Here is a 13,004-nt window from a genome sequence, read left to right as displayed (position 1 = left end):
ACCAAGTATCAATTCGACAAAACACAACTATTTAGGTTTAAAAGCGCCTCACGCATCTAGTAATACCAAATTCCGAACAAATTATTTTTCGCATTCAGCTTCATGATAAATTCAATAAAAAAAAAAGAGCAACCTTTCGGTTGCTCTTTTTTAATAAAAATTAAAATAATCTGATTACCAGATTCTTACTCTGTCTTCTGGTGCGATATACATTTTATCCCCCTCTTTAATACCAAATGCTTCATAAAACGTATCAATATTTAATAGCGGCTGCACAGCTCTTGTCATTCCTGGAGAATGCGGATCTGTTTTAATTCTTGTCTTTAATGCATCATCACGCATTTTAGTTCTCCACACTGTTGCCCAACTCATAAAAAAGCGTTGTTCTGCTGTATAACCGTCAATATCTTCTGGTCTTTTTCCTTCTTGATCAAAACTCATTTGTAATGCATCATAAGCTGCAAGCACACCTCCTAAATCTCCAATGTTTTCCCCTAAAGTAAATGCACCATTAATATTAGTTTCTGGCAATACTTCTATTGCAGAATACTGATCAGCCAATGCTTTTCCTAAACCTTCAAATTGCTTAAGATCTTCATCCGTCCACCAGTTGTTTAAATTCCCATCTTTATCATAACGTGATCCAGAATCGTCAAAACTATGAGAAATCTCATGACCAATTACCGCTCCAATTCCACCATAATTTACAGCATCATCTGCATTAAAATTATAAAAAGGTGGTTGTAAAATAGCCGCAGGGAAAACGATCTCATTATAAGCTGGGTTAAAATAAGCATTAACGACTTGCGGTGCCATGTACCACTCTGATTTATCAACAAGCTTACCTAACTTATCTAAATCTTCTTGAAAACTCCAAGCGCTAGCGTTTAATGAGTTTTGTAAATATGACCCACCATTTTCTACACTACTGATTTGTAATTCTGAATAATCTTTCCATTGGTCAGGATATGCAATTTTAACTTTAGTCGCTTTTAATTTTTCGATTGCTTTAACTTTAGTCTCTGGACTCATCCAATCCAACTTGTTGATACGATTCTCGAATGCTAAAATCACATTCTCAATCATTTTTTTAGCTTTAATTTTAGCTTCTGGTGGGAACTTTTTATCAACATATAATTTACCTAAAGCTTCTCCTATCGTTCGATTTAATGACCCTAATGCGCGTTCATCTCTTGGACGCTGCGCTTTAGCTCCATTTAATTCTTTTCCATAAAATTCCCAGTTAGCATTTTCAATCTCTGTACTTAAAAATCCAGCTGAATTATTAAATGTTAACCATTTTAAATAGGCTTTCCAATCACTAACGTTACCTTCAACTAATACCTCTTGCAACCTATTAAAGTATCCTAAATCGCCAATAATAAGAGTATCTACTTTTTTAACCCCAATACCAGATAAAAAGTTTTTCCAATTTACCGCTGGTACCATTTTCTGAACGTCTTCAATAGACCTTGGGTTATAACGCTTACGTGCATCACGACGATCCACCTTATCCATTTTAGCCTCTGCTAATCTTGTTTCGAAAGCTAAAATCTGGTCAGCTTGTGTTTTTGCATCTGCTTCACTATCACCTAAAAATTGTAACATTCTAGTAATATGTGCAACATACTTTTCTCTTTTTTCTTTAGAGTCAGCATCATCTTTTACGTAATAATCTCTATCAGGTAATCCTGTACTTCCTCCTCCTAAATAAGCAACATTACGATTACTGTCCTTTGGGTCTGAACTTACTCCAAAACCATATAAACCTCCGCCACCTTTTGGCTCCATTTCTATCATGTAGGCTTGTAAATCATCACTGTTTTTAATTGCAGCAATTTTTTCCAAATAAGGTCTTACAGGATCAATACCCAACTTGTTACGACCAACTGTGTCCATAATTGTTTGGTAGTAGTGTACTGCTTTTTCTTGATCAGATCCAGGTAATACTTTAATATTATCTAAATCCTTATTATCAGACATAGCAGACTTCAAAATGGCTAATGCATCCGCATCTGTTTTTTTACGTAACTCTTGGAAACTACCCCAAGTAGATTGATCATCTGGAATTTCGTTATTCTCTAACCATTTTCCATTAACATATTTAAAGAAGTCTTCTTTTGGCTCTGTTGTTTTATCCATGTAATCTAGATTGATTCCAGGAACGACTTCTATTTTAGCAACAGGTTCTGCTACAGGTTTCGGTTTCTGTTCTTCTTTACATCCTAAGACGGTCAAACAGCCAACTATACCTATTACAGTTGTTTTTTTAAGGTTGATTTTCATATAAATAGTGTTTAAAAAAGCTTTTAAGGGTAGGAAGATATAAAAAAGCACCTTTAAGCCTTTTAAAAGGTGCTTTTTTTAAGTTTAAATTAACTATTAATTAACAACTAGTTTTTTAGTCATTTTAGATGTTTTAGACTCTAGATTTAATAAATAAACACCTGCAGCATATTCACTTAAATCTAATTGATAACTATCACTGCTTGTTTTAATAGCTTTCTTATCAAAAACCAACTTGCCAGCAATATCATAGACACTTATATTTAAAGATTGATTAGCTTTAGTTTGAATATTAAATACCCCTTGAGATGGATTTGGATACACTACAAAAGCATCTTCCTGGAATTTATCCACACTTAATACTCCTCCTGCAATAACCAGATTATCCACAATCACGCCCTCTTCACTTACCGCTTGATCAGAATGAAAAACAAACCTAAACATTATACTGGTTTCCGTACCAAATGGCGATAAATCGTAACTGTATTCTGTCATGGTTGCATATTGCGAATCAACACCCGTCCATTGTGCACCAGGACAATTAAAACACGTCCCATTTTGCCCTTCAGGGGTTGCACTATTATACCAATTAACATCCGTCGCATCTCCTAAAACACCCCAAGACAAACCTTGATCTGTTGAGTACTCCATATACACAATATCCCAATCCGTTTCTAACTCAAACGCCATATCAAACTTAATCATAGGACTAGAAACTGTTGTTAAATCAAAACATTGAGACATTAAATAGCTTTTGATATTATCATCATGATCTCCTGAAAGATTTGTGGCATAAACTTGATTGCTTAAATCTCCACTACCATTATTCAATACTGTTCCGTTAGGTACACCGCGCTGCCAATATTGAGTTGTTCCACCATCGTCAATAACCAAAAGTTCTTCTTCAACAGTTTGAAAAGTATTAACCACACCCACTGTTCCACTATCATTAACATAAATAATTTCCTGCCCAGAATTATTATTAAAATCATAGGCATCCCCAACGGTTGTCGAACTAACTTTAAATATATGCGTTCCTTTTTCTAATGTCAGTAAAGGCAAATCAACAAGCGCCGAGGCGTCCGAAACCAAGCTACCTGTCCAGGTAAAACTATTTGGAGATCCATCAATATAATATGTGAAATCTACAGAAGAAATGACACTTAGCCCATTATTTTTAATTTCTACTTGAGGAGAAATATTAGAACTACAATCCACAGAATTACTTATCCCATTAACTGCAACCAATCTGACATCAGTAGGCGATAATTCTGTCGGTATTTCCGATTGCCAAATCCCTCTACCATAAGTTGCTGCCGTTATTTTATCATCTATCACATTAATCTCTACATCCGTAACCGCCACATTTGGTAAACCAATATTAAAAACTTCCCAAGTTAATGTATCGTCATCATACCTATAAACACCTAAACTAGTCCCTAAAAACAATGGGTTTTTAGGATGTAGAGCTTGATGTTTGATACTATTTTTGGTAACATTTGGCAAACCGTTTGATATATTGATAAAATTAGCACCTCCATCTATAGATTTTAAGACCTGACCGTTAGTACCCGAAGTTGACACATATATTATATCACTATCCGTATTACTAACTTCTATTGAAGTTATATTCGAATTAAAACTTTGCACTGTCGAAAAATCCAAACCTGCATTTATGCTCTTTCTTAATACGGAATTAGTAGCCACATAAATAATATTAGGATCCAAATCATCAATCTCTAACACATCTATATTTTCTCCAAAAGAAGGAGATACAGCCACCCAACTATTATTTTGCAGTTTATATAAAGCGCTATAACCAGAATACAACTCACTATTACTATTCATAGCAAGAGGTGTTATCCAATTACCATCCTCTCCAATTGGAGACGAAATATTTCCCGCAATACTAGCTCCTGCAGAGGTAGACGTATATAAACTACCTCCATTTTGAATAAAACCGTAAAAATTATCTGAATTAGCAGGATCTATTGCAGTATCCATTCCATCTGCCCCATAATAGTTTTGCCATTGCCCATTATTAAAAGCATGCCCACCATTATCCTGTAATCCTCCAACCATTTTATCCGATGTTTGCTTAGAAACAGCCACCCTATAAAACTGGCTAATTTGCATTCCTGCTGTCAAATCAGTAAAACTAGTACCGCCGTTTGTCGACTTATAAAAACCACCGTCCGTACCTGCATATAGATCTCCACTAAAAAATCTTAGAAAATGAATATCCGCGTGAGAATATGCAGACTGAAAAGGAGCACTCCAATCATTAAGTTTAGTAAAGCTAGTTTGAGTGCCATTAACAACACCTTTCCAAATATTTAAAACGCCTGTATAAATTTCATTTTCGTCGGTATCGGAAACAGCAAAAGCTAAATCATACCAAGATTGTGTTGATTCGAAAATATCGCCATTATCTGCAACTGAAGCCACTTGAGTAAATGTAACACCAGAATTAACAGATTTAAACACGCCTCCAAAATTGGAAGACCCATCTGACGCTAACGCATAAACCACATTAGGATTAGCTGGCGTTACATCAATTACATATCTAGAAATACCTCCTACCGGTAATCCGGAGCCACTTAAGGAAAAAGATTCTCCCGCATTTGTAGAGATATAAAATGCATTACTTGAAACAGCATATAATATGTTTGGATCACTAGGTTTTATTTTTAAGTCTCTAATATTTAATCCAGAAGTCCCATTTGAAGTCCCTGTAGTATTTTGATTAGACCAAGTCATTCCAGCATCTATAGATCTATAAACACCATTATTAGTTGCTACCCACAACATATTAGAATCATTTGGATTTATATAAATATCATTCATAGAAAATGGAGAATTATTAACATTTAACCCCGTTGTATTCCATGTTAAACCGCCATCTACAGATTTCATAACCCCGACACTATTTGTATCTCCTGCATCATCATCTCCTGTAGCAATATAAATAACATCTGTATTATCATTATCCACAGCGATTCCTGAAACTCCTATTTGAGGTAAATCATCTGTTGTTGTAACCCAAGTTAATCCACCATCTGTTGACTTCCATAAACCGCCCGCAGGAGCACCTGCATAAATTGTTGTCGGCGTAATAGGGTCAGGAATGACTATATTAACTCGACCTTGACCAGGCGACCAAGACCCTGTATTAGTATGAGAAAAAGGCCCTACTGGAACCCAATTACTCTCATCAACCATAACAGCATTACTACTCCTTTGATTATTTTTATCTCCTTTAACTTGTAGATAAGTATTCCACAACTCTAAAGCATTAGGTAAAGTACCATCCTCTTTTACAAAATTAGACCAATACGTTTCCCATCTTTTAAATGGTTTATAACCACTTCCTTTAACGTCTGGATCTTTAGATTCCCAATACGTATTAAAAGCATTGACTATTTCTTGAAATTTAATAGGGTTTGAATCCGTCCTTGAATTCCCGTTTAAACTGCTCATCCATGGTGCATCTTGATTAAATTGTCCAAAGGCAATGGACACCGTTAACATGAAGAATAGGGATAATATTTTTTTCATTTTTTCAGTATTTTACAACAAAAATAACTGAATTTTTTATCAAATTAACAATTAAATGCCAATAAAAATAGATAAAACACAAAGAATACAACAAATAAGTTGTCATTTTAACAATACTGTTTTTGTTATACTATCTGCTTCTTTCTTTACACCAATAACCTCACTAACTCTATCATTTGGAAAGGTCATAGATAACACATAGTGTTTAATTTTCCATTGGCCCTCTACGTTTTCAACAACTCCGGAACCTCGACAAATTTCCATTTGCGTATCAAGCAACTCATCAAACCAAGCAATTTTCCGGCTGGAATCCAAATAAATAGTTCGTTCCAAAGTCGTAAAACTCCACGCCTTACCTTTATCAAAATGTGGCTTAGCATAGGCTTTAAATTCATTTAACTGCCAGTTTTCTGAAGCATCAGTCCCAATAAAAACACCATCCTTTGTCATTAAACCAAAATACCTATCAAAATCAGCCTCAGAAGCAGCCTTATGCCAAGCTTCTATATTAGTATTAATATCCTGCTTAACCACATTAGCATCAAGCCTGACTTGCTTGCTCTGACATGAATAAAAGAACATGACACCAATACAAGCTAATTTAAAAAATTTCATAATTAATATGGTTTAACAATTACCTGATTGTCTTTTTCAATCTTTTTATTAATTTGCAAATTAAGATTTGATTGCGCAGACAACACTTGCTTTATAGCAATCAACTTCTCCTTTTTAGTACTAGTTTTCAAACTTTCTATTTCTTGAAATTTCAATAACATTGTTTTAAGAACTAGTACTCTAGCCTCAATTGGTTGCGTGTTTATCGCTTCTGGAATAGTCTCTTCAAGATCTTTTATAGTAGAGTTAAACAAATCCACATCTGCATTAAAAAAAGTAAAATCAGGTGTAACCATATTTTGTATTCCGTTCGCTACAGTCAAATAGGCTTGCCAATCAGCAATTATCGCATTAGTCTTTGCATCCAAAGCAATGTCTTTATAATTAATCTTCTTTATATCTTTACTAGTAAGTTTCAAACTATCTATCGCAGTAACAAAATCATCAGAAACAATAGTTTGACTTTCCTTTTTACAAGACGAAAGCAATACAGTAATAATTAATAAAAAGTTATAAAATTTCATATTAAATAAGATATTAGATAGACAAATATATTAGTTTACTAAGTAACATTTTCCGAAAACATTAAATTGTTTGCCTAAGCGACTTTTATACTATTTTTATTAATAAATCCTCAAAATGTTATTACTTTTGGCTGCATATTTTATAAATAATCCAAAGAAATGAGTGGAAAGATATTAATTATTGGGGCTGGCGGACAAATTGGCTCTGAACTTACTTACAAATTAAGAGCAATACATGGTGACTCTAATGTTATTGCAAGTGACTTAAATTACAACAATTTAGCACTAGTAAATTCTGGTACTTTTGAAATAATTGATGCCATGGATTATGCTTCGATTAAAATTTGTTGTGAAAAGCACGACATAGATACCATCTACTTAATGGCAGCCATATTAAGTGCTACGGGTGAAAAATACCCTATGAAAGCCTGGGATCTAAATATGCAATCACTTTTTCATATTTTAAATTTGGCAAAAGCTAAAGCTATTAAAAAAGTATTTTGGCCATCAAGTATAGCTGTATTTGGACCAACAACACCTACGGAAGACACTCCGCAACATACAATAATGGAACCTACAACTGTATATGGTATCACTAAACAAGTAGGAGAACGTTGGTGTCAATACTATCACGAAAAATATGGTGTAGATGTAAGAAGCCTACGTTACCCTGGTATTATTAGCTGGAAAACACTTCCTGGAGGAGGCACAACAGATTATGCTGTAGAAATTTATCACGACGCGTTAAAACAAAAAAAATATGATTGTTTTTTAAGTGAAGACACCGCATTACCTATGATGTACATGGATGACGCGATTGATGCAACAGTAGCATTGATGTCTACAAAAGAAGAGAACGTACAAATACGATCGTCTTACAACCTTTCTGGGATCAGTTTTACTCCTAAACAAATTGCTGAGTCTATTAGAAAACAAATTCCTGAATTTGAAATTACTTACACTCCTGATTTCAGACAGCAAATTGCAGATTCTTGGCCTAGCAGTATTGATGACACAGAAGCTAGAGAACAATGGCAATGGAAACACCAATTCGATTTAGACGGTATTACTAAAGACATGCTTAAAAATTTAAGTAAATAGTTTACAGTCCACTTCAAACACAAAAAAAGCCTCTAGTCGTACTAGAGGCTTTTTTTTATGCTATACCAAACTTGACTTTACGTCATAAAAAAAGCCACTATTTCTAGTGGCTTGTTTAAACTTGCTCCTCCTCTTAGGCTCGAACTAAGGACCCTCTGATTAACAGTCAGATGCTCTAACCAACTGAGCTAAGGAGGAGTGTTTTTCGCTATTGCGAGTGCAAATATAATATCTTTTTTAACTTCTGCAAAATAATTTTTGATTTTTTTTAATTAAATATTGCTTTAAAGATATCATTACCATTCGCAAATAGCACTAACGCTATCAAAATGAAGAATCCAACCACTTGAGCTTTCTCTAAAAACTTTTCACTTGGTTGACGTCCTGATATAATTTCGAACAACAAAAACACAACATGCCCTCCATCTAAAGCAGGAATCGGTAATAAATTAAGCACTCCTAACATAATAGACAAAAATGCTGTTAAACCCCAAAAGTTTTGCCAAATCCAAGTTCCAGGAAAAACATCGTAAATAGCTTTAAAACCACCAACACCTTTATAGGCTCCTGTACTCGGACTAAAAATTTTAGCTAATTGATCAAAATAACCACTGACTTGCGCTACAAACTTATCTTTACCACCACCAAAACTTTCTAAGAATGTATATTCTTTTAGTGTCTTGTTATAATAACCAAGCTCATCAAAGCGCTTAGCGTCTTCAGCCGGCGCTATTCCAAACTTTCCATCATTATCAACCTTTAGATCTATATTAATCTTTTCTTTACCTCTTAAAAACGTCGACGCTACTGTTTGATTCTTGTAGTTTAATAATCTTGGTGCTAATTCGTCATAATATCTAAGTTCCTTATTATTAATTGACAATAATATATCTCCTTCTTTTAGAGCCACACCTTTATTTGCCATGGTATCAGAAACCTCTCCCACCATAAACGGAAATCTTAATTTAAAAAGACTACCCTTCACTTTTCGCGAAGATAATTGACCAAGAAAATCTACTGGTAAATCTATATTAACCGTTTCTCCATTTCTGTCAATCGTATACTTTTCTGTTTTAATTAAATTTTTAACGACATCTAAATGGCTATTCACCTTAACACCATCTACTGCGATAATTTTATCACCTGTCTTAAAACCTATATCATTTAACAAAGGGTTATCAATCCAATACCCATCCTTCATACTAGACGCAGTAATATCTGTATCCCCATAAGTAAAAGACATAACGACATATATTACATAGGCTAGAACAAAATTTACAAAAACACCACCCAACATAATAATTAGACGTTGCCAAGCTGGTTTTGATCTAAACTCCCAAGGTTGAGGAGGCAAAGCCATCTGATCCTTATCCATACTTTCGTCAATCATCCCAGCAATTTTAACATAACCACCAAGAGGCAACCAACCAATACCATAAACGGTTTCTCCTATTTTCTTTTTAAATAATGAAAATTTTACATCAAAAAATAAGTAGAATTTTTCAACTTTAGTTTTAAATAATTTGGCAGGAATAAAATGTCCTAACTCATGTAAAACAATTAATAATGACAGACTTAACAAAAACTGTCCAATTTTTATAATAAACTCCATGTAGTATTTCTATTCTTTTTAATAATCGCCAAAAGTAACTATTTAGGCTTAGTTTAGAAAGTAATAGCTTTAATGCTTTCAAGAATTAACAAATTTTATGAGTAATGTCATAGGACAAGCTTAGCTTTTCATTGTATTTTTGTAGTATAATTAAAAATCAATAAAAATGTTGTCGTTTTTTAAAGATTATAAATGGTTTGCTATTGTATTCAGTATAATTTCAATCATAATAATGTCTATTTTTTATAATATTTTAAAAGTAGAAAAACCCTTACCTATTTACCAGCCCGCCATGGTTAACACAGAGTTGGTTGACAGCACCATTCAGCATAAAATAAACTATCATAAAATCGCCGATTTTAGTTTAACCAATCAAAACGGAAAAACCATTACCCAAGCCGATTATAAAGGAAAAATATACGTTGCCGACTTCTTTTTTACGACTTGTCAAACTATCTGTCCTACTATGACTGGTAATATGGCAACAATCCAAGATGAAATTATCAATGACGACGATGTAATGTTGCTATCCTACTCCGTAACTCCGGACATTGACACCGTAGCTCAATTAAAACGTTATGCTATTGAAAAAGGCGTTAATGATAAAAAATGGAATTTGGTCACTGGAGATAAGGGCGAAATTTACAGACTTGCCAGAAAAAGCTACTTAGCAGTGAAAGATGACGGAATGCCTGACGACTATGGAATGGTACATACCGAGAATTTTATGCTCATCGACAAGAAAAGCCAAATTAGAGGATATTATGATGGCACAAAAAAAGAAGATATTAAAACACTTTTAAAGGATATTAAAAAGTTAAAAAAAGAATACAAAGAGTAGTTTTTTGCTTTCAATTTTTTTAAGCTGAAATTTAGCCATACTTTTGCTTCTTTAAAATCAATCTAAATAAGCTTGAGCCATACATTAGACACATTAAAAAGAGGAGAACGCGCTATAATAATAGACGTATCTTCCCATTTGATCCCACTAAAGCTCCTAGAAATGGGATGTTTACCAGGTAATACTGTCGAGTTGGTGCAAGTTGCTCCATTTTCGGATCCATTATATCTTAACATAAACGGGAGTCATTTAGCGATTAGGAAAGAAACTGCCATTCATATCATTATTGAAAAAGAGGTTTTATGAGCAAGCAAATAAACATCGCCTTAATTGGTAATCCAAACACAGGAAAAACCTCGGTATTTAACGCACTGACAGGTTTAAACCAAAAAGTTGGAAATTACCCTGGGATTACTGTCGAAAAAAAAGAAGGTATCTGCAAATTACCTAGAGGTCTTAAAGCACATATCATTGACCTACCGGGTACTTACAGTTTGAATGCCTCGTCTCTAGATGAAAACGTCGTTATAGAACTACTTCTTAATAAAAAAGATAAAGATTTCCCTGATGTCGCTGTTGTCGTTAGTGATGTTGAAAATTTAAAACGAAACTTACTTCTTTTTACACAGATTAAAGATTTAGAAATCCCAACTATTTTAGTCATTAACATGGCAGATAGAATGAAATACAAAGGGATCTCATTAGATATTCCTCGCTTAGAAAAAGAGCTGAACACAAAAATAGCCGTTATCAGTACCCGAAAAAATCAAGGTATTGATAATTTAAAGTTATTAATTTCTAATTACAGAGACCTATCAACAACACCATGTTTAAGTGCCTCAGAAATTGATAAAGACTACTTTGACAAACTAAGACAAGCGTTCCCGAATCAACTCCTATACAAGCTTTGGCTAGTGATTACCCAAGATGTCAATTTTGGTAAAATGGACAGAAATGAAGTCGAAGCACTTGCTAGTTTTAAAACAAAATCCAAAAGTGATTTAAAACGCCTCCAACAAAAAGAAACCATTAAGCGTTACCAGTTTATAAATAATACGCTTAAAAAAGGACAAACAATAGACGCGAGCCAAGCTAAAGATTTGCGCAGTAAGTTTGACAGAGTTCTAACCCATAAAGTCTGGGGTTACTTGATTTTCTTTTTAATATTACTACTTATTTTTCAAGCCATCTATGATTGGTCTACCATACCAATGGACTTTATTGATGGTGTGTTTGCAAATTTAAGCGATTGGGTAAAACATACCCTTCCCGACGGAGCTTTCACTAATTTATTAGCCGAAGGCATTATATCTGGACTTGGAGGGATTGTTATTTTTATACCTCAAATAGCCTTTCTGTTCCTATTTATAGCCATTTTAGAAGAAACCGGATACATGAGTCGTGTTGTGTTTTTAATGGACCGAATCATGAGACGTTTTGGATTGAGCGGTAAAAGTATTGTACCATTAATTTCTGGTACAGCCTGCGCTATCCCAGCCATCATGGCCACTAGAAATATTGAAAGTTGGAAAGAACGCCTAATAACCATATTAGTTACACCATTTACAACGTGCTCTGCAAGACTACCTGTCTATTTAATTATTATAGCCTTAGTTATTCCCGAAGGACGATTTTTAGGACTAAGCTATCAAGCTTTAACTTTAATGCTATTGTATTTATTAGGGTTTGGTGCTGCTGTTGTCTCTGCTTATATTTTAAATAAAGTATTAAAAATAAAGAGTAAAACCTTTTTTGTAGTCGAAATGCCAAACTACAAATTGCCATTATTTAAAAATGTAGCCATTACAGTATTAGAAAAAACAAAATCATTTGTATTTGGAGCTGGAAAAATAATATTAGCTATTTCAATCATCCTTTGGTTTTTGGCCTCTTATGGTCCAGGCGAAGCTTTTAATGATGCAGAAAATATTGTTAAAACAGAATATGCCTCACAAAATTTAAACGAAGAAGAACTAAATCAAAAAATAGCCTCTCAAAAATTAGAACATTCATTTATTGGTATTGCTGGCCATGCTATTGAACCTGTAATTAGACCGCTAGGTTATGATTGGAAAATAGGGATTGCTATCGTGAGTAGTTTTGCTGCTAGAGAAGTTTTTGTTGGAACTTTAGCAACGATATATAGCGTTGGAAATGATGATGAAGACACTATTAAAAATCGTATGGCCGGAGAGATTAATCCGATTCTAGGTGGCCCACTATTTAACTTTGCCTCAGGCGTTTCCTTGCTATTGTTTTATGCATTTGCCATGCAATGCATGAGCACACTAGCTGTTGTTAAAAAAGAAACTAACACGTGGAAATGGCCAACCTTACAATTAATAATAATGACAGCTATTGCATATATTAGTGCATTAATAGCGTATCAATTTTTAAAATAAGATGAATACTATAATCCAAAACATACTTGTTTTCGCAACCTTAGGTTGTGCACTGTTTTTTTTGT

At 34.0% G+C, this 13,004-nt stretch carries 9 protein-coding genes and 1 tRNA gene; 4 read left to right on the top strand and 6 right to left on the bottom strand.

Translation table 11 applies throughout. The features are described 5' to 3' along the window. Positions 1-174: 174 nt before the first annotated feature. The 4 genes from H0I26_RS03835 to H0I26_RS03820 form a co-directional block, all read right to left on the bottom strand. Positions 175-2,286: a M13 family metallopeptidase gene (locus H0I26_RS03835; protein WP_218701085.1), complete on the bottom strand. Its 2,112-nt coding sequence runs from the start codon at positions 2,284-2,286 to the stop codon at positions 175-177. 96 nt (positions 2,287-2,382) lie between these two features. Further along, entirely contained in the window at positions 2,383-5,844 is a 3,462-nt protein-coding gene (locus tag H0I26_RS03830) for a T9SS type A sorting domain-containing protein (RefSeq protein ID WP_218701084.1), read from the bottom strand. A 102-nt stretch (positions 5,845-5,946) separates the two neighbouring features. Further along, positions 5,947-6,426 (bottom strand): nuclear transport factor 2 family protein, encoded by a 480-nt coding sequence (locus H0I26_RS03825; RefSeq protein WP_411268247.1) that lies wholly within the window; start codon positions 6,424-6,426, stop codon positions 5,947-5,949. Between the two features lie 35 nt (positions 6,427-6,461). Then, positions 6,462-6,983, bottom strand: a complete 522-nt coding sequence (locus H0I26_RS03820; protein ID WP_218701082.1) for a hypothetical protein — start codon at positions 6,981-6,983, stop codon at positions 6,462-6,464. A gap of 159 nt (positions 6,984-7,142) precedes the next feature. Between H0I26_RS03820 and H0I26_RS03815 the strand changes: the two genes are divergently transcribed. After that, positions 7,143-8,084 (top strand): NAD-dependent epimerase/dehydratase family protein, encoded by a 942-nt coding sequence (locus H0I26_RS03815; protein ID WP_218701081.1) that lies wholly within the window; start codon positions 7,143-7,145, stop codon positions 8,082-8,084. 124 nt (positions 8,085-8,208) lie between these two features. Here the strand turns inward: H0I26_RS03815 and H0I26_RS03810 are convergent. Continuing rightward, positions 8,209-8,282 (bottom strand) — tRNA-Asn (locus tag H0I26_RS03810). Positions 8,283-8,352: 70 nt separating this feature from the next. Beyond that, positions 8,353-9,696 (bottom strand): RIP metalloprotease RseP, encoded by a 1,344-nt coding sequence (gene rseP, locus H0I26_RS03805; protein WP_218701080.1) that lies wholly within the window; start codon positions 9,694-9,696, stop codon positions 8,353-8,355. A 166-nt stretch (positions 9,697-9,862) separates the two neighbouring features. On the opposite strand from rseP, the gene H0I26_RS03800 reads away from it, so the two are divergent. The 3 genes from H0I26_RS03800 to feoB all read left to right on the top strand — a co-directional run bounded on the left by H0I26_RS03800 (position 9,863) and on the right by feoB (position 12,939). Next, positions 9,863-10,537: an SCO family protein gene (locus tag H0I26_RS03800; RefSeq protein WP_218701079.1), complete on the top strand. Its 675-nt coding sequence runs from the start codon at positions 9,863-9,865 to the stop codon at positions 10,535-10,537. A 72-nt stretch (positions 10,538-10,609) separates the two neighbouring features. After that, positions 10,610-10,843 carry a ferrous iron transport protein A gene (locus H0I26_RS03795; RefSeq protein ID WP_101015997.1) on the top strand — a complete coding sequence of 78 codons (234 nt, stop codon included), beginning with the start codon at positions 10,610-10,612 and terminating at the stop codon, positions 10,841-10,843. Further along, a complete protein-coding gene (feoB, locus tag H0I26_RS03790; protein ID WP_218701078.1) occupies positions 10,840-12,939 on the top strand; it encodes a ferrous iron transport protein B in 2,100 nt (699 codons plus the stop codon). Before H0I26_RS03795 ends, feoB begins: the two co-directional genes overlap by 4 nt. Positions 12,940-13,004 lie beyond the last annotated feature (65 nt).

The organism is Olleya sp. HaHaR_3_96 (genome assembly GCF_019278545.1).
GTDB lineage: Bacteria > Bacteroidota > Bacteroidia > Flavobacteriales > Flavobacteriaceae > Olleya.
This window is presented reverse-complemented; position numbering and strand designations above follow the sequence as displayed.

What these genes read in the sequence shown, in the direction of transcription:
- H0I26_RS03825 (WP_411268247.1), bottom strand. Translation starts at nt 6,426, where the DNA reads ATGTTCTTTTATTCATGTCAGAGCAAGCAAGTCAGGCTTGATGCTAAT.
- H0I26_RS03800 (WP_218701079.1), top strand. Translation starts at nt 9,863, where the DNA reads ATGTTGTCGTTTTTTAAAGATTATAAATGGTTTGCTATTGTATTCAGT.
- H0I26_RS03835 (WP_218701085.1), bottom strand. Translation starts at nt 2,286, where the DNA reads ATGAAAATCAACCTTAAAAAAACAACTGTAATAGGTATAGTTGGCTGT.
- rseP (WP_218701080.1), bottom strand. Translation starts at nt 9,696, where the DNA reads ATGGAGTTTATTATAAAAATTGGACAGTTTTTGTTAAGTCTGTCATTA.
- H0I26_RS03830 (WP_218701084.1), bottom strand. Translation starts at nt 5,844, where the DNA reads ATGAAAAAAATATTATCCCTATTCTTCATGTTAACGGTGTCCATTGCC.
- H0I26_RS03815 (WP_218701081.1), top strand. Translation starts at nt 7,143, where the DNA reads ATGAGTGGAAAGATATTAATTATTGGGGCTGGCGGACAAATTGGCTCT.
- feoB (WP_218701078.1), top strand. Translation starts at nt 10,840, where the DNA reads ATGAGCAAGCAAATAAACATCGCCTTAATTGGTAATCCAAACACAGGA.
- H0I26_RS03820 (WP_218701082.1), bottom strand. Translation starts at nt 6,983, where the DNA reads ATGAAATTTTATAACTTTTTATTAATTATTACTGTATTGCTTTCGTCT.